The organism is Salmonella sp. 741265116_PST (genome assembly GCF_046567715.1).
GTDB classification, from domain to species: Bacteria; Pseudomonadota; Gammaproteobacteria; order Enterobacterales; family Enterobacteriaceae; genus Salmonella; species Salmonella enterica.
In genome coordinates this window covers 62644-88709 of sequence record NZ_JBKFPH010000008.1, presented here as the reverse complement: position 1 = coordinate 88709, position 26066 = coordinate 62644, and the positions used below count along the sequence as shown (strand labels likewise).

The 26066-nt window shown below is 54.1% G+C and carries 17 protein-coding genes and 2 pseudogenes; 7 read left to right on the top strand and 12 right to left on the bottom strand.

Features of this window, described 5'->3' with window-relative positions; genetic code table 11:
• Positions 1 to 25: 25 nt before the first annotated feature.
• On the top strand, positions 26 to 1378 hold the full coding sequence (gene gorA / locus ACLD11_RS07935; RefSeq protein ID WP_411014761.1) for a glutathione-disulfide reductase: 1353 nt from the start codon (positions 26 to 28) through the stop codon (positions 1376 to 1378).
• A gap of 46 nt (positions 1379 to 1424) precedes the next feature.
• Here the strand turns inward: gorA and ACLD11_RS07930 are convergent.
• From ACLD11_RS07930 to ACLD11_RS07920, 3 genes and pseudogenes are all read right to left on the bottom strand, one after another.
• Positions 1425 to 1755 (bottom strand): annotated as a pseudogene (locus ACLD11_RS07930) (asparaginase domain-containing protein); the annotation flags it as partial.
• A pseudogene (locus ACLD11_RS07925) lies at positions 1682 to 1915 on the bottom strand (phosphohistidinoprotein-hexose phosphotransferase); the annotation flags it as partial. The pseudogenes ACLD11_RS07930 and ACLD11_RS07925, both read right to left, overlap by 74 nt.
• Before the next feature lie 147 nt (positions 1916 to 2062).
• Positions 2063 to 2782, bottom strand: a complete 720-nt coding sequence (locus ACLD11_RS07920) for a GntR family transcriptional regulator (RefSeq protein ID WP_000572565.1) — start codon at positions 2780 to 2782, stop codon at positions 2063 to 2065.
• A gap of 325 nt (positions 2783 to 3107) precedes the next feature.
• Here ACLD11_RS07920 and ACLD11_RS07915 point away from each other — a divergent pair, with 325 nt between their 5' ends.
• Positions 3108 to 4757: an alpha,alpha-trehalase gene (locus ACLD11_RS07915; protein WP_000934257.1), complete on the top strand. Its 1650-nt coding sequence runs from the start codon at positions 3108 to 3110 to the stop codon at positions 4755 to 4757.
• Positions 4758 to 4769: 12 nt separating this feature from the next.
• On the opposite strand, the gene ACLD11_RS07910 is transcribed toward ACLD11_RS07915, so the two are convergent.
• The gene (locus ACLD11_RS07910) at positions 4770 to 6359 is read right to left on the bottom strand and encodes an STY4199 family HEPN domain-containing protein (RefSeq protein WP_000185016.1); all 1590 of its coding nucleotides are present in this window, start codon (positions 6357 to 6359) and stop codon (positions 4770 to 4772) included.
• Positions 6360 to 6639: 280 nt separating this feature from the next.
• On the opposite strand from ACLD11_RS07910, the gene ACLD11_RS07905 reads away from it, so the two are divergent.
• Positions 6640 to 6996, top strand: a complete 357-nt coding sequence (locus ACLD11_RS07905; RefSeq protein ID WP_023218887.1) for a glycoside hydrolase family protein — start codon at positions 6640 to 6642, stop codon at positions 6994 to 6996.
• Positions 6997 to 7001: 5 nt separating this feature from the next.
• Here the strand turns inward: ACLD11_RS07905 and ACLD11_RS07900 are convergent, their stop codons facing one another.
• A complete protein-coding gene (locus tag ACLD11_RS07900) occupies positions 7002 to 7604 on the bottom strand; it encodes a helix-turn-helix transcriptional regulator (RefSeq protein ID WP_023218886.1) in 603 nt (200 codons plus the stop codon).
• A 632-nt stretch (positions 7605 to 8236) separates the two neighbouring features.
• On the opposite strand from ACLD11_RS07900, the gene ACLD11_RS07895 reads away from it, so the two are divergent.
• The 3 genes from ACLD11_RS07895 to ACLD11_RS07885 all read left to right on the top strand — a co-directional run bounded on the left by ACLD11_RS07895 (position 8237) and on the right by ACLD11_RS07885 (position 11910).
• Positions 8237 to 9136, top strand: a complete 900-nt coding sequence (locus ACLD11_RS07895; protein ID WP_000358046.1) for a LysR family transcriptional regulator — start codon at positions 8237 to 8239, stop codon at positions 9134 to 9136.
• 72 nt (positions 9137 to 9208) lie between these two features.
• Positions 9209 to 10237 carry a YhjD family protein gene (gene yhjD, locus ACLD11_RS07890; RefSeq protein WP_411014760.1) on the top strand — a complete coding sequence of 343 codons (1029 nt, stop codon included), beginning with the start codon at positions 9209 to 9211 and terminating at the stop codon, positions 10235 to 10237.
• Positions 10238 to 10587: 350 nt separating this feature from the next.
• Positions 10588 to 11910: an MFS transporter gene (locus ACLD11_RS07885; protein ID WP_001148981.1), complete on the top strand. Its 1323-nt coding sequence runs from the start codon at positions 10588 to 10590 to the stop codon at positions 11908 to 11910.
• A 39-nt stretch (positions 11911 to 11949) separates the two neighbouring features.
• Here the strand turns inward: ACLD11_RS07885 and ACLD11_RS07880 are convergent, their stop codons facing one another.
• Together ACLD11_RS07880 and pdeH are read right to left on the bottom strand one after the other, a co-directional pair.
• Complete coding sequence (locus tag ACLD11_RS07880) at positions 11950 to 14010, bottom strand: AsmA family protein (protein ID WP_411014759.1); 2061 nt, start codon at positions 14008 to 14010, stop codon at positions 11950 to 11952.
• 109 nt (positions 14011 to 14119) lie between these two features.
• On the bottom strand, positions 14120 to 14887 hold the full coding sequence (gene pdeH / locus ACLD11_RS07875; protein WP_000595624.1) for a cyclic-guanylate-specific phosphodiesterase: 768 nt from the start codon (positions 14885 to 14887) through the stop codon (positions 14120 to 14122).
• Between the two features lie 228 nt (positions 14888 to 15115).
• Between pdeH and ACLD11_RS07870 the strand changes: the two genes are divergently transcribed.
• Positions 15116 to 16045 (top strand): sugar kinase, encoded by a 930-nt coding sequence (locus ACLD11_RS07870; RefSeq protein WP_183059698.1) that lies wholly within the window; start codon positions 15116 to 15118, stop codon positions 16043 to 16045.
• Between the two features lie 53 nt (positions 16046 to 16098).
• On the opposite strand, the gene ACLD11_RS07865 is transcribed toward ACLD11_RS07870, so the two are convergent.
• The 5 genes from ACLD11_RS07865 to bcsZ form a co-directional block, all read right to left on the bottom strand.
• Positions 16099 to 17586 (bottom strand): M16 family metallopeptidase, encoded by a 1488-nt coding sequence (locus ACLD11_RS07865; protein WP_411011583.1) that lies wholly within the window; start codon positions 17584 to 17586, stop codon positions 16099 to 16101.
• A 219-nt stretch (positions 17587 to 17805) separates the two neighbouring features.
• A complete protein-coding gene (gene dctA, locus ACLD11_RS07860; RefSeq protein ID WP_000858228.1) occupies positions 17806 to 19092 on the bottom strand; it encodes a C4-dicarboxylate transporter DctC in 1287 nt (428 codons plus the stop codon).
• A gap of 157 nt (positions 19093 to 19249) precedes the next feature.
• A complete protein-coding gene (gene hmsP, locus ACLD11_RS07855) occupies positions 19250 to 21256 on the bottom strand; it encodes a biofilm formation regulator HmsP (protein ID WP_411014758.1) in 2007 nt (668 codons plus the stop codon).
• A gap of 173 nt (positions 21257 to 21429) precedes the next feature.
• Complete coding sequence (bcsC, locus tag ACLD11_RS07850; protein WP_411014757.1) at positions 21430 to 24972, bottom strand: cellulose synthase complex outer membrane protein BcsC; 3543 nt, start codon at positions 24970 to 24972, stop codon at positions 21430 to 21432.
• On the bottom strand, positions 24954 to 26063 hold the full coding sequence (gene bcsZ, locus ACLD11_RS07845) for a cellulose synthase complex periplasmic endoglucanase BcsZ (protein ID WP_411014756.1): 1110 nt from the start codon (positions 26061 to 26063) through the stop codon (positions 24954 to 24956). Before bcsZ ends, bcsC begins: the two co-directional genes overlap by 19 nt.
• Positions 26064 to 26066: the final 3 nt, after the last annotated feature.

Below are 26066 nucleotides of genomic sequence, written 5' to 3'. Positions count from 1 at the left end.
CGACAACGAACATAAAGGAGCGGTCATGACCAAACACTATGATTACATCGCTATCGGCGGCGGCAGCGGCGGTATCGCCTCGATTAACCGCGCCGCTATGTACGGCCAGAAATGCGCGCTCATCGAAGCCAAAGAGCTGGGCGGCACCTGTGTTAACGTGGGCTGCGTGCCGAAGAAAGTGATGTGGCATGCCGCGCAGATTCGTGAAGCGATTCATCTGTATGGCCCGGACTACGGTTTTGACACCACGATTAATCAGTTCGACTGGAGCAAGCTGATTGCCAGCCGTACCGCGTATATTGACCGCATCCATACTTCATACGACAACGTGCTGGGCAAAAATAACGTGGATGTGATTAAAGGCTTTGCCCGCTTTGTCGATGCCAAAACCATTGAAGTGAACGGCGAAACCATCACCGCCGACCATATTTTGATCGCTACCGGCGGCCGTCCGAGCCATCCGAGCATTCCAGGCGTGGAATACGGCATTGATTCCGACGGTTTCTTTGCGCTGTCTGCCTTGCCGGAACGCGTCGCGGTGGTAGGCGCAGGTTATATCGCCGTTGAACTGGCTGGCGTTATCAACGCGCTGGGGGCGAAAACGCATCTGTTTGTCCGTAAACATGCGCCGCTGCGCAGTTTTGACCCAATGATTAGCGAAACGCTGGTTGAGGTGATGAACGCCGAAGGCCCGCAACTGCATACTCACGCCGTGCCGAAAGCGGTGGTAAAAAACGCCGACGGCAGTCTGACTCTGGAACTGGAAGATGGCCGCATTGAAACCGTTGATTGCCTGATCTGGGCCATTGGTCGCGAACCGTCGACCGACAATATTAATCTGGCGGCAGCGGGCGTGAAAACCAATGAAAAAGGTTACATCATTGTCGATAAATTCCAGAATACCAACGTTGAAGGCATTTACGCCGTTGGCGATAACACCGGCGCAGTGGAGTTAACGCCAGTCGCCGTCGCCGCCGGTCGCCGTCTCTCCGAACGCCTGTTTAACAACAAGCCGGATGAGCATCTGGACTACAGCAACATCCCGACCGTGGTCTTTAGCCATCCGCCTATCGGCACCGTCGGGTTAAGCGAGCCGCAGGCGCGCGAGCAGTACGGCGACGAGCAAGTAAAAGTCTATAAATCATCGTTTACCGCTATGTATACCGCGGTAACGACACACCGCCAGCCGTGCCGTATGAAGCTGGTCTGCGTCGGGCCGGAAGAAAAAATTGTGGGTATCCACGGTATCGGCTTCGGCATGGATGAAATGTTGCAGGGCTTCGCGGTAGCGCTGAAGATGGGCGCTACCAAGAAAGACTTCGATAATACCGTCGCTATTCACCCGACCGCATCGGAAGAGTTTGTGACCATGCGTTAATATCTTGTGCGCCCATCTTCAAGGGTGGGCGCACAAGCCTGCATGATTAATACGTACTGAAATAACTCTGGATCAGTTCCGGATTACGCGTCTGAGTTAATGCCGTCATCAGCAACACCCGCGCCTTCGCCGGGTTGAGCGAGTCAGACACCAGCCCTGGCTGCCCTTGCGTCATCGGCGCTGATTGCCGACGCGGGCCGCATTGCAGCGGTAAACACCACCGGTTTGTCGCTTTTCACGGTCAAATTAAGAAAGTAGGCGGTTTCATCGAGCGTGTCAGTGCCATGAGTAATGACCACACCGTCAACATCGTCCCGCGCCAATAACGCATTCACCTTCTGTGAAAGTTTCAGGATAATATCGCTGGCCATATTTTTTCAGGAAGTTTAACGCGCGTTCATCCACCGCCCGCGTATTGCCCTCGGAAAACTGGAAGAAGAAAGGCGTATTCGCATCGGTAATTTCAAACGGCCCGTGGAAAAACTCACCGCTATGAATACAGGCGGAATGTATCCATTGCATTTCCATAAAGATACAGGCGAGGATTCGCCATAAATGACTCATAATGTATTGTTATTTTTATATGACATTTAAAGACATTTTATCAAGGTGGAAACCAAAAAAAATCGGGATCCGCGATCTGGATCCCGATTCAGCCTGCTCTTCGTTAGCGTAATGCTGACATCATACGGTAAACCGTATTTTATCGCCGACAATCAACTGTTGCGAAACGCAGGAGAGTTCTCCTTTGTTATCAATCATTTCACTTTTTATCAGGATCAGCGGATAACCCTCGTTGACGCCAAGATAATGGGCGACTTCAAAGCTGGCATAAACCAGTTCGATCATCTTACGGGAGTGGGTAAACCATAAGTGGTGTTTCTCGCGTAAGCATTCATACAAAGAGTGATTATTAAGATCTTCGTCCAGCAAAAACGCAAAACGTGGGGGAAGATGTACGGTTTCCAGCGATACCGCCACATCGTCGGCATAGCGGATACGTTCAATGACGACCGCTTTTTCGCCATCGTTCATATTCAGTAACGCTTTTGTCTCATCGTCTACCGATTCAAAAACGGATTTGATGGTGCGTGACCCCGGGCGACGTCCCTGGGACTGGCATAACTCGCTGAAACTCATGATGCCGGTCATACTGCGCTGAAATTTCTCACCAGAGACAAAGGTGCCTTTGCCGGAGACACGGGTCAGCAAATTTTCACGCGTCAGCGCATCCAACGCCTTACGGACCGTGACCCTGCTCACCTGCCAGCGCGCGCTCAGTTCATTTTCCGTCGGGATCTGCTGGCCTGGTTTATACTCTCCACGCGCAATGGCCTCTTTTAAGGCGGCTTCAAGCTGCTTATAAAGCGGTTTGGCGCTTTTACTGTCGGGTTGCTCGATCATTTGTATCCATTTGTATTATCATGGTGCCATAGCTTGTATTATAACTATTTACGTTACCTTTGCTTGTGAATCCACGCCATGCGGTGACGTAGTGATACCGCTATGAAACGAATGTTCTGATTTTAGGTCTGGGGCGGGCGTCATGAAAATAGGATTTTCGCAATACTATTCAGTAAGTTATGAAGTGTTTTTCTTGAGAGACAAATTGCAAAATGTGATCTATCGCACACTTTGCCACTCAGGTATCGAAGCGAATGTCTACGCTTAATAGACAGCCGGGCAACACCCGTATCTTTTACGACGCAAGCCGGAGGTCCTTGTCATTATGCTCAACCAGAAATTAAACCCCACGCCTTCTGAAGATCTGACTATTGATGTCGATCTGCTTTATGAAACAGACCCGTGCGAGTTAAAGCTGGATGAAATGATCGAGGCGGAACCGGAGCCGGAGATGATCGAGGGGCTTCCCGCCTCTGACGCCCTGACCCCTGCCGATCGGTATCTCGAACTGTTCGAGCATGTACAGTCAACAAAACTGTTTCCAGACAGTAAAACGTTCCCGGACTGCGCGCCGAAGATGGACCCGCTTGATATCCTGATCCGCTACCGTAAGGTCAGACGCCACCGTGATTTTGACTTACGCCGCTTCGTCGAGAACCATTTCTGGCTACCGGAAACCTTATCCAGCGAGTATGTCTCTAACCCCGAAAACTCGCTCAAAGAACATATTGACCAGCTTTGGCCGATACTGACGCGCGAACCGCAGGATCATATTCCGTGGTCTTCGCTGCTGGCGCTACCGCAATCCTATATCGTGCCGGGAGGCCGCTTTAGCGAAACCTATTATTGGGACTCTTATTTTACCATGCTGGGTCTGGCGGAAAGCGGGCGCGAAGATTTACTTAAATGTATGGCGGATAATTTCGCCTGGATGATTGAAAACTATGGCCATATTCCCAACGGCAACCGGACCTATTATCTGAGCCGCTCGCAGCCGCCGGTTTTCGCCCTGATGGTTGAACTGTTCGAAGAAGATGGCGTACGCGGCGCGCGGCGTTATCTCGACCATCTCAAAATGGAATACGCCTTCTGGATGGACGGCGCCGAATCGCTGGCGCTCAACCAGGCTTATCGCCACGTTGTGCGGATGCCGGACGGTTCCCTGCTGAACCGCTACTGGGACGATCGCGACACGCCGCGCGACGAGTCCTGGCTGGAAGATGTCGAAACCGCAAAACACTCCGGTCGTCCGCCCAATGAAGTCTACCGGGATTTGCGCGCCGGGGCGGCGTCCGGCTGGGACTATTCTTCACGCTGGCTACGCGATGCGGGCCGGCTTGCCAGCATACGTACGACCCAGTTTATCCCTATCGATTTGAACGCTTTTCTGTATAAACTGGAGAGCGCTATCGCCAATATTTCAGCGCTGAAAGGCGAACGTGACACCGAGGCGCTATTTCGCCAGAAAGCCAGCGATCGACGCGCCGCCGTAAACCATTATCTGTGGGATGATGAAAACGGCTGTTATCGGGACTATGACTGGCGACGCGAAGAAATGGCGCTCTTTTCCGCTGCCAGTATCGTGCCGCTGTATGTCGGTATGGCGAACCATGAGCAGGCCGACCGTCTGGCAAATGTGGTACGCAGCCGTCTGCTAACGCCCGGCGGGATTATGGCGACCGAATACGAAACCGGCGAACAGTGGGATAAACCGAACGGCTGGGCACCGCTGCAATGGATGGCGATCCAGGGCTTCAAACGGTATGGCGACGATATGCTGGGCGATGAAATCGCCCATAACTGGTTAAAAACGGTGAACCATTTTTATCAGGAGCACCATAAACTGATCGAGAAATACCATATTTCCGGCGGTACGCCCCGCGAAGGCGGCGGGGGCGAGTATCCGCTACAGGACGGGTTCGGCTGGACCAATGGCGTGGTGCGCCGCCTGATTGGCCTTTACGGAGAGCCTTAACCTGCTCCGGCCTCAGTGAATCGCATCATAAATGGCTGACTGAATTTTCAGCCATTTTTTATTGTCTGCGCTGGGTCGGGCCTGAGCGCGCAATCGGGCCTGCTCCGTATCGTGCTGCTGGCGCGTCACAACAGCCGGAACGGTGCAAAACGTTTGCAAATAGGTTTTATGCATCGCGGTCAGCGGCGCGCCGCTCGACATGTCATGACTTAACGTTGTGATAAATCGTCGGCAGGGTTTGACCTCATCCATCAGCGCGGGATAACGCAACAACAGTTGCAGCACTTCGGTATGTCCTGCCGCAAACGCCTGCTCCGTCCACGCGAGCTGCCAGTTCATTCCGCCCTGGAGGAACAGCGCCGTCACCCGCGTATCATTGCGCTCTATCGCCGCCCGCATGGTAAACGCATCCCAGGTAATCCCCATATGATTGAGCGTTTCCCGCGCGGAAGGCGCCTCGCGCGGCGGTTCATCCTGCGCCATTGCGGGAGTTTGCCCGTTATCGGAGCCTGGCGACGGCGAACTAAATAGCCAGAACGCGCCCGCCAGTATCGCCAGCGTCATGACGCCAACCCCGGCCCACAAAGTGCCGGAAATAAGTTGCTCACGCTCTTCAGGCGTACGCGGAGGCCGCTTACGCGGTGGTTCTATGCTCTCGCTAATCTCATGCTTATCTCCCCCGGCCTGCCGATCTTTAAGCCGCGCGGTTTCCCAGAACTGGCGCAATTCACGTTCATCCGCCAGCAGAAACGAAGCGGGATTCACGCGAGTACGTTTTTCGGCATAGGCGCGCTGGATGGGCCGAACGATTTGCTGATACTGAACGTTTAGCAGCATAAGCTGCGCTGAGGTGAGCGGCTGCCTGGCGATAACCTCGTTTCGCGCGAGGCGGCAATCATCCAGAAACATACGCAGGGTGGTGCGCGACTCGGCGAACAGCGTTAACGCTGAGGCGTCATTAAAAATTCTGACGTAATGACGGGCAAATAATTTTTTATCGACCACCATAAGCGCCAGTTCGCTGAACAACATGCCTTCCAGCGCATGTTGATCTTCTCCCTGTTTTAACCACTGGCGCAAACGGTCCGGGCCAAAATTTTGCTTGAGGTAGTGATTCAGCGACGCCCGATCCGGCCATGCGCGCGCAATAAGCGCTTTTAACGTCAGTTCTATCGCCCGAAGCTGACGCTGCGCCTCAAGATGCGCCTCCTGGTCGGGGTCTTCCAGCTCAGTTTGATACGTCAGTAGCGGCTGCTGCTGACGTAGATGTTCCAGCGAGGTGACAAAACGCAACGCGGCAAGGAGTTGATTTTCGCTCACCTCTTGCCCGCTGTCATACTGGGGAACATGCTGCTGAAGGTGACGCAGTTGCAGCATAAACTGGCTCAACTGCGCGTCATTTATCCGCAATTTTTTCGCCACCGCGCCCCAACCGCCCAGGTTAAGACGCGCCTGCTCAAGTTGTTCCATGAACCACCGGGGCTCTTTTCCCTCGGTGGTATGAATACCCAGCAGCAGCAGGATTTCTATTGATGCCTGGCGGATAATCCCCAGGCTATGTTCAAAAGGCGCACGTGTCGCCTGCGAAGCGCTATTCGTCATTATCTTCCCTAAAAAGACGATCCCGCGACGAGATCTTCGTTTTCTTTTAATTATGTTTTTTCATAGATATAACAGATTTAGCCACATTTCAGTGACTTAATCTTAATGATTGCAAATTTATAAGAAGATCGGTTACTAACCAAAAACATCAGTTTTTCATTCTGTCAACGCGGCGTGACGCTGAACAGCATAGACCTTTTCCCTGCCTGCGTTTGGCCGTCTGACCGCTAGCCACGCGTGCAGCACACTTTATAATCGCGCTTTTTATGAGAAAGATGCCATGCCGCACATTTCATCTCGCTTTAGCTCCGCCTGCATCGCGTTTATTAAACAGTGGCAGGGTCTGTCGCTGGAAAAGTATCGCGATCGGCAGGGTAACTGGGTGATTGGTTACGGGCATATGTTGACGCCGGATGAAACGCTGACGTTCATTACGCCCGAACAGGCGGAGGCATTCTTGCTGGATGACCTCAATAGCTGCGATATGCTGCTACAGAATTGTTTGCCGGAACTTAATGATCGGTTTCAACGCGAAACGCTTATTGCGCTGATGTTCAGCATCGGACATCAGCGTTTTTTATCATTAATCAATACGGATGATATTTCACAGCCAGAAATAAGCGGGCTGCGAATTTAACGTCGTTAATTCGATTCATTTAACATCATGGCGGCCTGGGTACGATTTTTTACATCCAGCCGCCGGTAAAGCGACTCCAGATGCGCTTTAACCGTCCCGGTACTAATATTTAACGCCCGCCCAATTTGTTTATTTGATTCTCCTGCGGCAAGCATCTGTAAAATTTCCCGCTGGCGGGCGCTTAACGCTTTTATATCACGGGACTCCAGCTCCGTTGAATTTAACCAATCCCCCGGTAAAAACATCATCCCGCGAGCGACAGCATTGAGCGCAAGGACAAAGGTTTCGGCATCAGAATCGCGTGGCACCACGGCCTGAACGTTAAATTGCATCACTTCATGCAGCCACTTTTGACTGCCACCCATCGCTGTGATAATAATCTTCACCTCCGGAAATTGCTGCGCGGTTCTTTGTAACACCTCGCGGCAAAATTCAGCATCCAGGCCGCTATCCAGCATGACCAGCGCATCCGGCGCGCTTTCTATTTTTTGCCAGAGTTCTTCTGCCTGACCGACACTCTGGATACTTATTCCTGGAATGTGTTGCTGCAAACTGATTTTCATTCCATGAATAAATATTGACTGCCTGTCAAACATGATTACCTGCATTACTTTTCTCCACCTGGGTAAGATAATAGTCTCAAGATGAGGAAGGGTATTACCCGTAGGGTAAAATAAGAAGTCGCCATTTGGTATAGGCCATTTTACCGATAGTCATTGGTTGAGGAAGGGAAAGGTTATGAATATTTACAGCTTCAACATCGGGATTACAGAATTCGCTAAAATTAGCCTTTTAAAGTAAGGAATATCTTATTAGCGCGAACAGCCAAGGCTAATTTGAATATTAATTTAATGAAGAGTACGCCTGGCGCGTCACAAAGGAAATATCTGCTTTTCACCTGATGTGTTACAAAAAATAAAGTAGCACATTTTGTTAAAAAAATTAATCAATCCGCCTGAAAACCGCGACGATGGGTCAATGACAATACCGTGTATGTACATGCATTTCTCTCTCCCACTACACCCGCGGCTATCAGCGTGTTTTACCGCTCTCGTCCCGTTTATCGGCTTTTTGGCGCTAAAAAGCCTGGCCGGAAGGCGATAAATCCGCCGCACAACGCGATCAGACGTATTCGTCACGCGAGCAATGATTGCGAAAGGGCTTATTAGGTGCTAGAAAATCAATAAAGCCAGCCGCTTCAGCGTCACTGTTTCAATAAGAACAATAATAGAGCCTGATGATGGATAAAATATATGCAATGAAATTGTTTGTACGCGTGGCGGAACGGGAAAGTTTTTCCCGCGCAGCAGAGGATATCGGCCTTCCCAAAGGCAGCGTCTCACGGCAAATACAAGCGTTAGAACATCAACTGGGCATCCGCCTGCTCCACCGCACCACCCGGCGGGTACAGCTTACTCAGGACGGAATGGTTTACTACGAACGGGCAAAAGATTTGTTGAGTAACCTGGATGAACTGGAGGGTCTTTTCCAGCCTGATCCCGCCAGTATCAGCGGCAAAATACGGGTAGATATACCGCCATGTCTCGCAAACAGCCTCATCATGCCGCGCCTGCCCACTTTTTTGCATCAGTATCCCGGCATTGCGCTGGAACTTTGTAGTAGCGATCGACAGGTCGATTTACTACGGGAAGATTTCGACTGCGTGGTGCGCACAGAGCCGCTACATGCGCCAGGGATACTGACGCGCCCGCTTGGCAAACTGAGAAGAGTGAACTGCGCCAGCCCACAATACCTGGCGCGCTTTGGGTATCCAGAAAACCTTGACGATCTCGCCTCACATGCGGTGGTGCATTATTCATTGACCCCGGGAGTTTCTTCACCGGGTTTTGCCTTTGAAACTCCCCACGGTATGCAGTGGGTAAAAACCGGCGGAATGCTAACGGTAAACAGTACGGAGACCTGGCATACAGCCTGTCTGGCAGGATTAGGAATCATTCAGACGCCGCGCATTGCTGTACGGGAGGCGTTACGCGCCGGAACGCTCATTGAAATTTTACCGCAATATCGCGCCGCTCCACTGCCGGTGACGCTGCATTATCCCCATCGCCGTAATCTTTCCCGCCGGGTACACCTGTTTATGGTATGGCTGACTGAAACCATTAAAGAGGCCGCAGAGTAGCCGCATTTTCAGCATCCACCGGGGAGAAGCTATACTGACATATTCTATTAATGATGAAGGACTACCGACCTGATGACGCAGGAAAATGACGTAAAACGCCCTATTCAGGAACTGGAGCACGACCCGATACAAAAAATAGAAACGCAGCCGCATGACGCCCCGGAAAAAAACGAAAAGGCAAATCAGGCGTTGCATTCCGTCACCTCCCTGGTGCAAAAAATTCAGCGTCAACCGATGGTGGCCCACCTCATTCGCGCGACCGAACGTTTTAACGATCGACTGGGTAATCAGTTTGGCGCGGCTATCACCTACTTTTCGTTTCTGTCGATGATCCCGATAATGATGGTGTCCTTTGCCGCGGCAGGTTTTATCCTCGCCTCGCACCCTAATCTACTGGAAGATATTTTCAGCAAGATATTGATGAATGTGAGCGATCCTACGCTGGCGTCCACGCTTAAAAATACGATTAATACGGCGGTTCAACAGCGTACCACGGTAGGGCTGGTCGGACTGGGTATCGCGCTCTATTCCGGCGTTAACTGGATGGGCAACCTGCGGGAAGCGATTCGCGCCCAGTCACGGGACGTCTGGGAGCGCAAGCCGCAGGATCAGGAGAAAATCTGGCTCAAATATCTGCGCGATTTTATCTCGCTGATTGGATTATTAATCGCTTTAATCATTACGCTGTCCATTACTTCCATCGCCGGTTCCGCCCAGCAGATGATCATCTCCGCCTTGTACCTCGACAGCATCGAATGGTTAAAACCGGCCTGGCATTTGATCGGTCTGGCCATCTCTATTTTTGCCAACTATCTACTTTTTTTCTGGATTTTCTGGCGACTGCCTCGCCATCGTCCCCGTAAAAAAGCGTTGATTCGCGGCACATTTATTGCCGCTATCGGTTTTGAGGTGATTAAAATCATTATGACCTATACGCTGCCGTCACTGGTGAAATCGCCTTCCGGCGCGGCGTTTGGCTCCGTACTCGGTCTGATGGCGTTCTTCTACTTTTTTGCCCGCCTGACGTTATTCTGCGCGGCCTGGATAGCCACCGCCGAATACAAGGACGACCCGCGAATGCCGGGTAAAACGCAGCACTAGTCTGCGGCTTGCTGCCGAATGGCACGCACGGCGTCGTCATTCGGCCTACTGATGTGTAGACCCAGGCCGGGCAAGCAAAGCGTACCCGGCGGTACAATCAGGCACGTCCTTCCGCCTCATCTCATTGTTTCAGCATATAAATCCAGTAATTAACTTTTATTTAACCAGAAACCAGTTTTATCCACCAATTCTAAAATTATGTGAAGCATTTCATAGACGCAAAATGGCTGGCTTAAACATTATCCCCTTTTTGCGCTTTTTTTGACCATTTTTGGCTTTTGTTACACATTGAAATATAACTTTTGCTGTGCGTAATATGGCTATTCGTTCGCTAAAAATAAGAAAATAGTATGCAAGCAACCGCCACAACACTCGACCATGAGCAGGAACATGTTCCGGTAAACTCACGCAATAAAGTCGTTATTGCCTCGCTTATCGGCACCGCGATTGAGTTCTTCGACTTCTATATTTACGCCACCGCAGCGGTGATCGTGTTCCCCCTTATCTTCTTCCCCCAGGGCGATCCCACTGCGGCAACGCTACAATCGCTCGCCACCTTCGCTATCGCGTTTGTGGCGCGTCCGATCGGCTCTGCGCTATTCGGCCACTTCGGCGATCGGGTAGGCCGCAAAGTCACGCTGGTGGCTTCGCTGCTGACGATGGGGATCTCCACGGTTATTATCGGTCTGTTACCGGGCTACGCGACGATAGGTATTTTCGCGCCGCTGCTGCTGGCGCTGGCGCGTTTCGGTCAGGGACTGGGGCTGGGCGGCGAATGGGGCGGCGCGGCGTTATTAGCGACGGAGAATGCGCCGCCGCGCAAACGCGCGCTGTATGGCTCCTTCCCGCAGTTGGGCGCGCCGATCGGCTTCTTTTTTGCCAATGGCACCTTCCTGTTGCTCTCCTGGCTGCTGACCGACGAGCAGTTTATGAGCTGGGGCTGGCGCGTGCCGTTTATCTTCTCGGCGGTGCTGGTGATTATCGGCCTGTATGTGCGCGTGTCGCTGCATGAAACGCCGGTGTTTGCGAAAGTCGCCGCAGCGAAAAAGCAGGTAAAAATACCGCTGGGCACGTTGCTGACGAAGCATGTCCGCGTAACCATTCTCGGCACGTTTATCATGCTGGCGACCTACACGCTGTTCTATATCATGACCGTCTATTCCATGACTTACAGCACTGCCGCCGCGCCGGTGGGGCTTGGCTTGCCGCGCAATGAAATACTGTGGATGCTGATGATGGCGGTGATTGGTTTCGGCGTGATGGTGCCCGTCGCCGGCCTGCTGGCGGACGCATTTGGCCGTCGGAAAAGCATGGTCATCATTACCACGCTCATCATTCTCTTCGCGTTGTTCGCCTTTACCCCGCTGCTGGGTTCAGGCAATCCAGCGCTGGTATTCGTATTCCTGTTGTTGGGCCTGAGCCTGATGGGGCTGACCTTCGGCCCAATGGGGGCGCTGCTGCCGGAGCTATTTCCGACGGAAGTGCGCTATACCGGCGCATCGTTTTCCTACAATGTGTCATCGATTCTGGGCGCTTCCGTCGCGCCGTATATTGCCGCATGGCTGCAAAGCCACTACGGGCTGGCGGCGGTAGGGGTTTACCTGGCGTCAATGGCGGCGCTGACGCTGATTGCACTGCTGTTAACCCATGAGACGCGTCATCAGGCGTTGTAATAGGGCGCCGGATGGCGTCATCCGGCGCTACGTTTCACGTTACTGCTTCATCTGCGTTAAAATCGTCCGGCACTGATTGGCTTCGCCTTCAGAGGGCGAAATGAGCGCCAATAGCGCGGCGGCGGGCGTTACCAACGTCGCCAGCGCTGCCGCAACCGCGCCGCGCGCAATCAGCGGGCCGGGCTTGACGCCCGCCTGCGGATTTTTAAATGTCCCACGCACGTACAGCGGCGATCGCAGCGTAATAATACGAATCCCCTTACTTTCCGGATCAATGGTTAAATCGAGCTGTTCAGAGGCGAAGCTCGCCGTACCGGTCACGTTAATCAACGCATTTTCTGTATCAAAAGCAAAAATTTGCGGTCGCGCCACACCGTTCGTAATATTGAGATTCGCCGCCGCGCAGTTAACCCGCACTTCGTCATCGCCAAAAATCTGCCCGACAATATAGTTGCCGACGTTCAGCCCCACGATTTCCATCAGGTTGCGGCTAATCAATCCATCATTCATCAATAATTTCAGATTGCCGTTACTGTTGCCAAGCAGCGCGGCGACCGAGTTGCCCGTCCCGCGAACATCCGCATCGCCGTTCAGCTCGCCCAGCGTTTTCTGCATCAGTTCCACATCCGGCATCAGTTCTTTAAGCTTCAGCCGACGCGCCTGTATATCCGCCCGCCCCTGCATTGGTTTTTTATCCCCTTCCAGATGGATGTTGGAGACAATACTGCCGCCTGCCAGACCAAACTTCAGCGGCTGTAGACGTAAGTCGGCGTTTTTCAGGATGATATGGGTCGAAAGATCGCTAATCGGTAGACTGCCGCCATGCTCAATACGCCGGCCTTTAAACCGGACATCGGCGTCCATGACGTCCCATTTGTCGGTTTCAAAGCGATCGTAAGGCAACACTTTATCCGCCGGCTGAACATTCTTCTCGCCTTTGCGCTGTTCAGACCGTTTCGACTGCTCAGCGTCTTTCCCGGAATCCACGCCAATCAGCGGCCCAAGATCGGCCAGTCGTAACTGGCGCGATTCGACATCGCCTTCCAGTTTAGGGCGCGGTTTACCGGTGGTATAAGTGAGGGAGCCGTGGATATCACTGTCGCCAATGCGCCCATTAAAACCGCGATAATCAAATACCGATGACTTTTCGGCGTCAATTTTCGCCACCAATCGCCCATCGGTCTCAAACGGCGGCGTATCCGGCAGCAGCACGCCGGTTAAATCATATAAATCACCCAGTGAATCGCCAGAGAATTTAAGCCGCAGATCGACGCCGCCCATTTTCATCGGCTCGTTCACCACGCCGCTAAAAGCCACCCGCGTATTGCCAGAGCGGAAATCGGCCTGCACAGGAAAAGGCGTACTTTCGCTGCGTAGCGCCAGCATACCGCCTATTTTGCCCGTACCGGTCAACGGTTCCCCGTTATAACGCCCCTGCGCCTTCAGGCCGAAGACATAGTCGCCCACGCTGGATTTGTCTTCTTTTCCTTTCGTTCCCGTCACTTCGCTGAACGGCAACGGTTTGCCTAACGGATCGATCAGAATAGTGATATCCGCTTTGCTGACCTTATCATCGATCGCGATTCGCCCCTGGTCGAAGAGAATATTATCCAGCCGGAAGGACCAGGCGGAAGGTTTAGCATTGGGGTCCGTATTCTTGTCTTGCGCGAGGTTAAAGGTCCAGTTATTGGTTTTCTCAGACAGGCGAATAAGACGCGCGTCGGGTTTCACCAGTTTGATCCACGGCAGCCAGACGGTTTTGGTCAGGAGCGCCAGCGGGGCAAGCGTCGCCTCAACGCGTGGCAGATGCACCATCGTGACTTCCGGAATATCCGGCGGATTGCCGAGAATGACGTCTTCCGCGTGAACATGCGGCCACGGTACCCAGCTTCGCCAGCCGGTCTCCTGTTTTTGGCGTTCCCACACCACGCCTAAATCGCCGCGAATAGCGAAAGGCCGGTTCAATTCGGTAGAGACTTTCTGGTTGATGGTCGGTTTGAGGCGGTTCCAGTCAAATGTTGCGATCAACAAAATCACTATGACGATCAACAACAAGAAAGTCCCTGTGATGGCGGCGGTTATTTTGCCTGCTTTAGTCATGTGTTATTTCCTCACTTCTTCCCTTGCCTGTCCTAAAGATAGTTCAGCCAGACGAAAAAGGAGGATGACTGCGCCTCGTAATACCACGTATTACGGGAACAGTCTGGCGTTACAGGGTCAGAATCACCTCTTCGAGCGATATCAGCGGCACGGGTCGAGAAAGAAAATAGCCCTGGGCGGCAAAGGCGGGCGAACGCTGCACATCACGCCACTCTTCCAGCGTCTCCACGCCCTCGACAATAACGCCGCGGCAGTAGCGGTTCATCAGTTGCAGCAGCAGAGTGAACAGGTTGCGCCCCTCCGCGGACTGACGCAGCATGACGAACAGCTCGCGCGCCACTTTAATGTAGTCATAACGCACTTCGCTCAGCGCTGAAAAATTGGCCATGCCGGTACCAAAATCATCCAGCCACAGCGGGCCGAACTCACACATCGAGGCGAAAGAGGAGTCTTTCGGCAAACGAATATGTTCCACCAGTTCGAAACGCAGCCAGGGTAAGCGCTCCATCGCGGCCAGAATGTCCGGCTGTCGTCGCATGGCAATCAGCGTAGGACCATCGACATTGACCGATGCCAATAAGTGATGGCGAGTGAAAAAATCCGCTTTTTGTTCAAGCTGATGAAGTTGTTCTTTCACTACGTCAATGCGGTGTCGAACCGCTAACTCCGCGAAATAACGATCCGGGGCAATACGTCTGGAAGGGTTATCAGGATGGGTGACGACAGTGAGAAGTTCAACCGCCATCAGACGGCCATCCGTCTGGTATATCGGCTGGTAAGTATAGGCACGCTCGCATTGCAGCCAATAGCGCCGTTCCTGCAAATTCTCTATACCTGCATCAGGAACGCGTAGCTGCTGGATAACCTGCTTTATCATCTCAGTTGTCCTGTTAATGGGAGTGTGACTGTCCGGACTTGTCAAAGGTTATCGGCGTTCAGGCAGAGAACTTTACCCTCGGTCCCTGGCAAAATAAAAACAGGCCACGAAACTTGTCAAAAATACGCACTTGCTCAAAAAAATAATGGACCGATGTTTTAATATTATTGACCACTAAACATCCACAGCGCACACTAACGCTAATTTTTACAGATCAGGTTCACGACTATGTCTAAAAAGATTGCCGTGATTGGCGAATGCATGATTGAGCTGTCGCAGAAAGGCGCTGATGTTCAGCGCGGCTTCGGCGGCGACACGCTGAATACCTCCGTTTATATTGCCCGTCAGGTCGATTCTGCCGCTCTGGCCGTTCACTATGTGACGGCGCTGGGTACCGACAGTTTCAGCCAACAGATGCTGGAGGCGTGGCAGCATGAAAATGTGGATACCTCGCTAACGCAGCGGATGGAAAATCGCCTGCCAGGCCTCTATTACATCGAAACCGATGACACTGGCGAGCGTACCTTCTACTACTGGCGTAACGAAGCGGCAGCGAAATTCTGGCTGGAGAGCGAGCAGTCAGCGGCTATCTGCGAGACGCTGGCGACCTTCGATTATCTCTACCTGAGCGGCATTAGCCTCGCGATTTTAAGCCCAACCAGCCGTGATAAGTTGCTATCTTTATTGCGTGAATGCCGGGCCAACGGCGGGAAAGTCATTTTTGATAATAACTATCGCCCACGTTTATGGACAAGTCGCGAAGAAACGCAGCAGGTCTATCAAAAGATGCTGGAATGTACTGATATCGCCTTCCTGACACTGGACGATGAAGACGCGCTATGGGGTCAGCAACCCGTGGAAGAGGTCATTGCCCGCACCCATGCGGCAGGCGTGCAGGAAGTGGTGGTAAAACGCGGGGCGGACTCTTGCCTGGTCTCGATTCAGGGCGAGGCGCTCATTGACGTTCCGGCAGTGAAACTGCCGAAAGAGAAAGTGATAGACACCACTGCCGCAGGCGACTCCTTCAGCGCCGGTTATCTGGCCGTTCGTTTGACGGGCGGCAGCGCGCCGGATGCCGCGAAGCGCGGACACCTGACGGCCAGCACGGTGATTCAGTACCGTGGGGCCATTATTCCGCACGACGCGATGCCGCAGTAAGTCATTCGCTCTTGCCCGGTGGCGCTGCGCTTACCGGGCCGACAGGCGGCAGCTTACTGTGCCGCCGGTGTCTCCGTCACTTCCGGATGCGCCTCATCTGCTTCAACAGCGGCGGCAGTTGCCGGGACCATGATGTCATCCCACGTCGCCTTTAACGCCTTCATATTAAATTCCGGCTCGCCTTGCGGTTGCAGCAAAATTAATGCCATCTCCTGCGATAGCTGCTGACGTAGATTCTGATTGAGCATATCGACGGTCAGGCTGTTGAGGAAATTCTGACGCAGCTTCTGATACTGCTCCGGCGCGATATCCACCACCTGATTCTGCAGCGAGCGCATACGCTGTCCAGTCAAAATGTCAGTATCGGTACGCGCGTAGGTCGCGAACAGCTTTTGCAATTCGAGATTTTTCTGCGCCACCAGCGCAGTAAACTCCTCTTCCGACAAACCTTTATCGCGTACTTTCGCCAGTTCATTCGCCACCAGGCTCAAATTGGTGTTGAGCTTATCATTAGGTGATTCAATGTTGATGGCGCACTGCGCGCGCAGAAACAGAACCCGGCAGTCAAACCCCAGACCAATATCTTTCGCGTTATTTTTAGTAAGCTCTTGCTGGATATGCCAGAACAGCGCTTCGCGCGCCAGATCCGCCTGCCAGTAGCGCAACAGCGCTGCCGACTCGCGAATCGGTTGCCACGGCGTATCCCACATAATGGAGAGACGATCCTGGCGCACCGCATCGGTCATAATGCTCACTGATTCCGCCCGCAGCGGCGAAAGCGTCGGCACCGGGGCGGGCGCTTCGCGTTTACCTTTCAGCGTACCGAACGTTTTATTGATCTGCTCGGCGACGGAGCGCGCATCAATGTTGCCGACAACAATCAGCGTCATGGCATCCGGGGTGTACCATTTTTCATAGAAAGCCTGAATTTTGGCTGCGTCTACCGGCTGCTTTAACGGTTCCGCGGGATCGTGCCCCAATAACGCCGACCCTTTCAGCCGATAACGCCACCAGCCCTCTTTCGTATCTGCTGGCCACGTCGCAACCATATCTTCGCTGCTTAACGCATGATTCACCGTCTCTGGCGTAATGGTTAATTTACCGGAGACGTTAGCCAGATAGGTCAGCGCTTCTTTCAGCAGATCGTTACGGTTATTGGGTAAACTGAGGTTATAGAGCGTGGAATCATAAGAAACAATAACGGGCGGCATGGGACGTTTCGGATCAAACCCTTGCTGCCATAAAGAACGTGCCTGTGCGGCATCCAGACCACCGCTTTGCGTCAGCGCGATACGGGGAATCGCATGGCTGAACCCGCTCTGTTGCGTACTTTCGGTGAGCGAACCGGTATTAACCTGGAGACGAACTTCAATACGATCGCTGGGGCGCTGAGGCGTAGCCAACACTTGCCACTGTAACCCATTAGCCAGCGTCCCCTGTTGCCATGCCGGATCGGGCTGGAGCGCATCTGCCTGCACATAGCCGGCAGAGGCCAACATCAACAGACTGCCCGCTAAGAGTCGAATTTTTGTGCCCTGCATGTGAACCCCTGATCAACAATCCTGGTAATAAAAAGACAGCCCCGGCAGGGATGCCTGAATATGACGTAAAAACACTTCGTGTTAGACCGCGAGAACCTAAAAATGTCACGGAAGAAGTGAAATAATCCCTAAGCATCATGCTGTATGCTTTGGGCGCAGGGGTCAATTATGCGCAAACACCCGCAGTCCTGGAAGGGACTACGGGCATAAGTGGCGAGATTAGGAGGAAATTTCGTGCGTTTTGCCATCCGGCGCACGATTATTAAGCACATCGTCCAGCTTTTGGTGATCTAACTCTTTCACCCATTTGGCAACCACCACCGTCGCCACGCCGTTACCCACCAGGTTAGTCAGCGCGCGCGCTTCGGACATAAAGCGGTCGATACCGAGGATTAACGCCAGTCCCGCAACCGGTAAATGGCCCACGGCGGAGATAGTGGCCGCCAGCACGATAAAGCCACTTCCGGTCACGCCCGCAGCGCCTTTTGACGAGAGCAGCAGCACGACCAGCAGCGTTATCTGGTGGAAGATATCCATATGGCTGTTGGTCGCCTGGGCGATAAACACCGCCGCCATCGTCAGGTAGATAGAGGTGCCATCGAGGTTGAACGAATACCCCGTCGGGATCACCAGCCCCACCACCGATTTACGGCACCCCAGTTTTTCCATCTTATCGAGCATACGCGGCAACGCTGACTCGGAAGAGGAGGTGCCGAGCACAATGAGTAATTCTTCCCGGATATAGCGAATAAATTTAAAAATGCTAAAGCCCGTTACCCGTGCAATCGTCCCCAGCACCACCACCACGAAGAGAATACAGGTGATATAGAAGCAGATAATGAGCTGTCCCAGTTGCACCAGAGAACCGACGCCGTATTTACCGATGGTGAAGGCCATCGCGCCGAATGCGCCAATCGGCGCCAGGCGCATGATCATATTGATGATGCCGAAAATGACCTGCGAAAAACTCTCAATCACATTGAAAATGAGCTGGCCTTTGCTGCCCAAACGGTGCAGCGCAAAACCAAACAACACCGCAAACAGTAAGACCTGCAGAATGTTGCCGCTGGCAAACGCGCCGATCACGCTGCCCGGAATGACATCCATCAGGAAGGCAATAATACCCTGCTCCTTGGCTTGTGCGGCATAAACGGCCACCGCCTGCGCATCCAGCGTTGCCGGATCGACGTTCATCCCGGCGCCAGGCTGCACGACGTTGACGATGATAAGACCGATAATCAGCGCAATCGTACTGACAATTTCAAAGTAAAGCAGCGCGACCGCGCCGGTACGGCCCACCGCTTTCATGCTTTCCATGCCTGCGATGCCCGTCACGACAGTACAGAAAATGACAGGAGCGATGATCATCTTAATGAGCTTAACGAACGCGTCGCCAAGCGGTTTCATTTGTGCGCCCAGTTCAGGATAGTAATGGCCAAGGAGAATACCAATGGCGATTGCTGTCAGGACCTGAAAATAAAGACTTTTGAACAGAGAGGTTTTCATAGGGTGTCCTTAAAGTAAAAACCACAGGTCTTGTAAGGTTATGAGTAACCTGCGGCCTTAAAATAACACCCACACAACATGACAGAAATGCGCCAGGATCATAATTGAAACAAAAATGTTAAAAAGTTTGAGCTGGCTCGCACAAGCGCGACCTTTTTTAACTTTTGTAATCAGGATTTTCGTGCGACAGATACCGTTCTTCAAAGATATCCGCGGGAACGGGCCGAGCAAACAGGAAGCCTTGCGCGACGTTGACTCCCGCCTGTGCCAGCCACGCGCGTTGCGCCTCGTTCTCCACGCCCTCGGCAATCAATTGTAAATTAAGACTGCGGGCCATCAGGATAATCGCCATCACCATACTGTGATCATCCGGTAACCCATCGACAAACATTTTATCAATTTTAAGGATATCGACCGGTAGCGACTTCATATGCTGTAACTGGCGCAGCCCCGCGTAACCCATGCCAAAATCATCCAGTGCGATACGCACGCCAGCATTACGTAACGGACGTAAGATAGCGACGGCAGCGTGCGGATCGTCGATACGGCGGCTTTCAGTGACCTCAAGAATCAGCGTACCTGGTTGAATACGATAGCGGTTTAACAATTCCAGCAGCTCCGACACCATGCCAGGGTGCATGAGCTGTAACGCGGAAAGATTGACGGAGAGCGGCAATGTCACGCCGCGCTCCTGCCAGGCGGCAAGCTGGCGGCAGGACTCTTCCAGCACCCAATGGCCCACCGTAACCATCAGGCCGCAGGATTCAATGCGCTCAATCAGCCCATCTGGTAATTCCCAGCTACCGTCCGGCTGTTGCATACGTAACAAGGCTTCGGCGCTTAATACGTTGCCGCTGCGCATCTCGACCTGCGGCTGCAGCCAAATGGCAAACTGATGGTTATCCAGCGCGGTAAGGATATCGCTCTCTTCGGTAAGGCGCTGTTGAGCGGCCTCCATCTGCGCCGGGTCAAAGAACTGGATCTGATTTTTACCTTTTCGGCGCGCGGTAAAGGCGGCGGAGACGGCGCGACCATAGAGCGCTTCGGCGGTCAGATCGCCATAATACATCGCAATGCCAATACTGCAGCTTGGGCGCAGTTGAATACCCTGGATGGGCAGTCGTTCATTAATGATAGTGAGTATTTGCTGACCTAATGTAATGGCGTGCCACGGCTCTTTAACGCCGTGGGCGATAATGGCAAAGTCATACCCGCTGACCTGCGTAAGCACCATGCGCGGCGCCAGCACCGACTTCAGCTTCTCAACCAACGTCAGTAATAGAATCTCCCGCTGCGTTTCTTGCAGCACGCCTGCCGTGTCACGCAACGTTTCGCACGTCACGATGATAAGCGCAGTGGTCTGTTGGCGAGTGACAACCTGCTCCAGCAGCGCCATTAAAAAGGCTTTATTGGGCAGCTCGGAAACCGGAAAACGCATCGCGTTGTCCGTTTGCTCCTCGCGTTGACGCTGCATAAGCTGCTGGTTGAGGTTATAGCTGCGCACCAGCATCCCAATTTCATCATCCTGATGCAGACGCGGCAACGCCAGCTGATGTCCGATCAGCTCCTGCTGCGGAATGTCGTTCAGCTCGCGGGCAATTTTGCGCAGCGGATGCACAATCAGGCGGTTTACGCACCAGGCGATGGCCACCGTCAGGATCAGCGACAAAAGTAAGTAAATGGTCACTAACGTAGAGAGCGCGCTCATGACGAACTTGTACATACGGTACGAATCCGCCTGCAATACAAGGTAGGCCAGCGGTTGCGGATTGGCGGGACGCTCCAGCGAATAAACCGGTAAAGAAATTTGTACCGGCAGTTCGAAGAGACGCGTCACCATAACCGGGACGGGGCGTTCAGGAATGAAGCGCTTACGCAACGCCTGGAACTGATTCGGCAATACCACATCGGCGCGACTCACCACGCCCGCAGGTTTAATACTTTCCAGAATGGTTTCCGCGCCGGGGAGATCCGCTTTTAAAATCGCGGAAGAAAGAGGTTCCCGAACAGATCGCGCGATGCTTTCCAATTGCGTAGCCGTGTTGTAGCGGTTCTGCTGTACCAGATGGAACAACAAAACGGTGCAAAAGACAAAAACAAACACCATGACAACGGCCGCAACCATTGCCATCTGTTTAATTGTTAACGAGCGGCTGACGCGCAAATTGACTCTCCCTGGATATCCCGGACTGCCGCCTGAGTATACCCGATTGCAGCGGCATTAAGAGAGGCTGTATCTGAAAAGGACTTTTCTGAATAACGGTTAATGATAGCGTCTGATGGCGCTGCGCTTCTCAGGCCTACGATGCCTGTCAATTCGTAGGCCTGACGCAATGATTACCAGTCAGCGTAAGGCACCAGAGGCTGCGGCGGTAAATCCATATCCCCCTGCCAGCCCGCCGCGGAATAACGGACATACAGCAGCAGATGACTGGGGGTATAATCTTTCGCCTGCTGAATATCGACAGCCGTACCCACAAACCAGTTGGCAGTGACCCGGCGTTCAATGAGCGCCCGCGCGGTATAGCCAAATCCCTGGCTGCTACCGCCGCCGTTGGTCTGGTCACGCGCATCCTCCTGATAATCTGCCGGGATCAAATTCATCAGCGGATAACGCGGCATGGTACGGTTGCGGGAGTGCGACCAGGATACCGAGCCGCCTAACTCCCACGACCAGTTTTCCGTACGCTGCCGCCACATCACCGGCACCGCAAACGACAGGTATTCCTGCGGGCTATAATAACCGCCCTGACCCAGTGAATAACCGCTCAGATCTTTGTCGTAATGCCAGATCATGTTATTCAGCCCGACGGTAACGCGGCGGTTATTCTCGTTAATCACCTTATAGTAATAACCGGTCATCCAGCGCACGCGCCAGTTATCTTCCACATTTTTACCGCTCAACTGGTCGCCGCCAAGCGACGCCCAGACACCGTTTGCTTCGCCTTTATCATAGCTGAGACTGACGCCGCCGCCGTTGGCCCGCACGCCGCCCCATTTGGTGCCGGTATTGCTGCTGGCGTCCTTTTGCCCGCCAAACGCCAGCAGCGAGCTGGAGATCGGGCGACGATGCGCGTTCAGGGTATAACCCAACGGCCCGATATCGTCGCTATAGCTGATGCCGCCGACCACATCAACGACATTAAAGCCCATCGGCGTCGTGCCGATATCCCAGCGCCAGGTCTCATTCTGCCAGCCGACCGCCACGCTCGCGCCCGTATCGGCCTGGCTACGATGTCCGCTGCATTTCTCCAGCGTACAGGTACCCCAGTTATTATCGTATTTTCCATCCGCATCCGTAGAGAAGCGGCCAACATCCATATTCACCATATCAGTACGAAAGAACGCCCGTCCGTCCGACCAGGGCGCATCCACCTGAAGCATCGTGGTATGCGCCTTCAGATCGGAGTAGCCGCCAGTCCCGCTCGACCCCCAATAATCGTGCGCCAACGTGACATTGAGATCCTGCTGACGGTACAACTCCGCCGCATCGCTACGCACGCCGCGTTTTAGCCAGTCATCTTTTTCATCATTGCGCGTCAGGCGGGTAAAGGTATCGTTATCCTGGGGACGAACCGGCGTAATCGCCGCGGCGACCATTGCCTCTTTGTAGGTCTCCAGCGCCCGCTGCGGCTCGCCCGTTTGCGCCTGAAAAGCGGCGGCGTCACGCAATACCATCGCGCTTTCCATTGATGGCGGCTGTGCTTTTGCCTGCGGCGTAATGCGGTTGAAGGTCCGCGCCGCCGCCGTGATATCGCCAAGCTGGAGCTGCGCCAGCGCGACGCGGCGCTGCATGTTAATAGAGGTGATTTGCGACGCAGGCAGCGCCGCCAGTTGAGCGCGCGCCGCGGCGTTATCGCCCTGTGCGATGTCGATTTCCACCCGCCCCAGCATGGCATCGACATTACCCGGTTCCCGCGCCAGAACGGCGTCATAAGCGGCGCGGGCCGCCGCATTATCGCCACGCTGCTGCGCCCAGTCCGCCAACGTTAACGCAATGCGCGTAGAGGGCGGCTGCTGACGTAACAACGCTTCCGCTTCGCGTTCTTTGCCGCTATCGCGCAAGCGGTTAGCGCTTTCCAGCACCTGGTTACTTTGCAATCGGCCCGCCAGTTCCTGAATATTGCTGTTCCACTGGCTGGTCGGCAGGGTATTGAGATGCGCCAGCGCCGCCCGGTCCCGATCGCTGCCGGAAAGATAAAGCCCATAAGCATAGACCTGTTCCGGATCGTTTGGCTTCTGCTGCGCCAGAGAGCGCATTTGCGCATCGGCCTGGGCGTGCTGCCCGGCCTGCCACAGATCGCGTGACAGTCGGTACGTCACCCACACGCTCCCCGGATCTAATGCCAGCCGACGACGGTGCAGTTCTGCGGCCTGCGCCCATTTGCCCTCGCTTTCCAGCGTTTCCGCCTGCTGCGCCAGACGGTCATTTTCCAGACTGCGTTCGATATCGTCGATACTGCGCCGCTGGCTGGCGGAAAGAGAAGCGATAAACGCGGCGGCTTTTTGCGGCGACTGCTGGCGATAAAGATTCGCCAGCCCGCGTACAGCATTGGTATTACCGCTGTCCATACGCAGCGTCTGCTGATAATAACGTTCGGCGGTGGCATTATCTTTGCGCGCCATCGCCACATCCCCCAGCCCCAGCACCGCGTAGCTGTCGGTGTTATCCACTGCTCGCGCCTGCTGATAGAAACGCTCCGCCTGGGCCAGATTATTCGCTTTTAAGGCCGCGTCGCCCTGCTGAATTAACAGCCAGTAGCGATTGACCTTCAGCAGACTCTCCCACTTATCGCGGCTGCTGCTGTGCGGCGCCATCGCCAGCGCCTTTTCAAACTGCGCGACGGCGCGGGCGCGATCGCCACGCTGTGAGTATGCCTGCCCCAGCGCGCCGACCGCCTCGCTGTCGTCCTGCCGGGCGCTCACCGCCTGCTGCAATTGCGCAATGGCGTTGCCGCCTTCTCCGGCATTAACCGCCGCGATGCCCTGCGAGCGCGCACGGAACGCCGGATCGGCTAACTGTTTTTGCTGCTCGCTAAGCTGGGCGCGGGCGGCAGACACGCTATCGCCTTCGCTAAACTGCGTCAGATAGTCTTGCAACGCTTTTACGCTGGCGTCGCTCACCGGGAGATCTTTTATCTGCTGGTACCAGATGGCGGAGGCCGCGCTGCGTCCCGTACTGGATTTCGCCATCTGTTTTAGCACCGCAAATCCCTCATCGCGCCGCCCGCTGGCGAACAACAGTTGCGCCAGCGCATTTTGCAGAGCGTTATTACCCGGACTGACGGCATTGATTTTCTGTAGCTGGTTAATCGCTTCGTGACGGCGGGCGGGCAATTTCGCCACGGTCGTCCAGTATTCGACCGCCAGTTCGCCCTCCGGCGGATAACCTTTAAACAACTTGTCGTAGCTGGCGATCGCTTGTTCAGTATGGCCGGTCGTCGCCAGTAAACGCGCCTCCTGCAAAGACTGACGTCCTTGCGGCGTGGAGAGCAGCATCGCGGTGCGGGAAGATTGATACGCCGTCGACTCCGGCGCCAGTTGCGCCAGCCGGTCAAGTAGCTTCTGCGCCCCATCGCTATCCCCCTGGCGCAACAGATAGCGGAAACGGGCGGCGATAACCTGTGGATCATTGGGGTCGATCAGCTCCAGGCGATAGAGCGACTGACGGACTAAGTCCTCACGGTGCGTGGCCTCGCCCAGCCGAACCTGCTCCAGCAACTGTTGCTGCGCGGAGGTCGCTGCGCCGGCAAGCGGTGTTAGCGCCATACCAAGCGATAAACCCAACAATGCCCGAGAAACGCCCCTTTTGCCAGGTAAGGCGTTTCGACCGCCAGCCGGCAAAAAAGCGTGCATGAGACTTAACGTGAACTTACGCATTCCTGGCCCCAGTCAGGTAATAATTCACCTTTGACGGTGAAGCGAAAACGGTGCTGATCCCAGCCTTGTCCAAAGAGAGTCAGCACATAGTTGTAATAGGCATCGCTGCCAGGAAAATGGTCTGCGACCCGCTGTCGCTGCACGGCCTGGGCGTCGCGATTTTGCAGGAAAGGCAGTAAGGCGGCGGAAAACCCGACCGGCCCCGTCCCTTGCGCATTCCCGCTGACGACATCCACTTTCTCCGGTGGAACGCCGTTTTTCATCGTTAACGTCGCCATCGGTTTAAATCGCGCCAGTAAACGCGCTTTTTGCGGATCGCCATCATGCATCATTCCCGCCCATAAATAGACGCGAATCGCATCGTAGCTACTGATCAGCGTCTTTTCCGCTTTCAACTGCCAGCCTTGCTTGCTTTCATAACGCACCCAGTCCGGCGAGAAACCTTTCGGCGCGGTTTCCAGCAAAAGCCGCAAATTGGTTTCCCGTAACGTCGACCACGGCGCGCCAAAACGGCTAAAATATTGCGCCAACTGCGGCGGCAGATAGCTTGGGTTAAAACGCCAGCTATTCACCTCGGCAAAGCCGATTTTGCCAGGTAGCAGCATTGAGCCCAGCCCCGGCACATTCACGATCTCTTCGCGGGCGATGCGTTTTAGCAACGCCGTGCCCACCTCGGTATAACGCGTCTCTTTCCACAGACGACCGGCCTCCAACAGCGACCATGCCATCCAGATATCGCCGTCGGACGCGGAGTTGCTGTCCAGCACCGACCAGGTGTCGGGATCTTTTTGCCCCCACAGCCAGGCGGGCAGATGTTCACGCAGCGATCCCTGCGCCAGATTGTTTTGCGTCCAGTTAAACAGTTGCGCGAACGCCGGTCGATCGTTCGCTGCCAGGGCAAAGAACATGGCGTAGCTTTGCCCTTCGGAGGTGGTAATTTTTCGCGCATCGCCCGGATCGATAACGCGTCCCTGCTGGCTAATGTAATCTTTCTTGAACTGTTCCCACGCAGGCCAGCTACAGGCCGCCTGCGCATTTATTGCCGTCAGCATGACGATCATCGTTATCCATCCGCGCAGCATAGTCATCATGCG

Coding starts and splice junctions, on each gene's coding strand:
- ACLD11_RS07900 (WP_023218886.1), bottom strand. CDS start 7,604: ATGCAGGTAATCATGTTTGACAGGCAGTCAATATTTATTCATGGAATG.
- ACLD11_RS07865 (WP_411011583.1), bottom strand. CDS start 17,586: ATGCAGGGCACAAAAATTCGACTCTTAGCGGGCAGTCTGTTGATGTTG.
- pdeH (WP_000595624.1), bottom strand. CDS start 14,887: ATGATAAAGCAGGTTATCCAGCAGCTACGCGTTCCTGATGCAGGTATA.
- gorA (WP_411014761.1), top strand. CDS start 26: ATGACCAAACACTATGATTACATCGCTATCGGCGGCGGCAGCGGCGGT.
- ACLD11_RS07920 (WP_000572565.1), bottom strand. CDS start 2,782: ATGATCGAGCAACCCGACAGTAAAAGCGCCAAACCGCTTTATAAGCAG.
- ACLD11_RS07910 (WP_000185016.1), bottom strand. CDS start 6,359: ATGACGAATAGCGCTTCGCAGGCGACACGTGCGCCTTTTGAACATAGC.
- dctA (WP_000858228.1), bottom strand. CDS start 19,092: ATGAAAACCTCTCTGTTCAAAAGTCTTTATTTTCAGGTCCTGACAGCA.
- ACLD11_RS07885 (WP_001148981.1), top strand. CDS start 10,588: ATGCAAGCAACCGCCACAACACTCGACCATGAGCAGGAACATGTTCCG.
- ACLD11_RS07870 (WP_183059698.1), top strand. CDS start 15,116: ATGTCTAAAAAGATTGCCGTGATTGGCGAATGCATGATTGAGCTGTCG.
- ACLD11_RS07905 (WP_023218887.1), top strand. CDS start 6,640: ATGCCGCACATTTCATCTCGCTTTAGCTCCGCCTGCATCGCGTTTATT.
- bcsC (WP_411014757.1), bottom strand. CDS start 24,972: ATGCGTAAGTTCACGTTAAGTCTCATGCACGCTTTTTTGCCGGCTGGC.
- yhjD (WP_411014760.1), top strand. CDS start 9,209: ATGACGCAGGAAAATGACGTAAAACGCCCTATTCAGGAACTGGAGCAC.
- bcsZ (WP_411014756.1), bottom strand. CDS start 26,063: ATGATGACTATGCTGCGCGGATGGATAACGATGATCGTCATGCTGACG.
- ACLD11_RS07915 (WP_000934257.1), top strand. CDS start 3,108: ATGCTCAACCAGAAATTAAACCCCACGCCTTCTGAAGATCTGACTATT.
- ACLD11_RS07895 (WP_000358046.1), top strand. CDS start 8,237: ATGGATAAAATATATGCAATGAAATTGTTTGTACGCGTGGCGGAACGG.
- ACLD11_RS07880 (WP_411014759.1), bottom strand. CDS start 14,010: ATGACTAAAGCAGGCAAAATAACCGCCGCCATCACAGGGACTTTCTTG.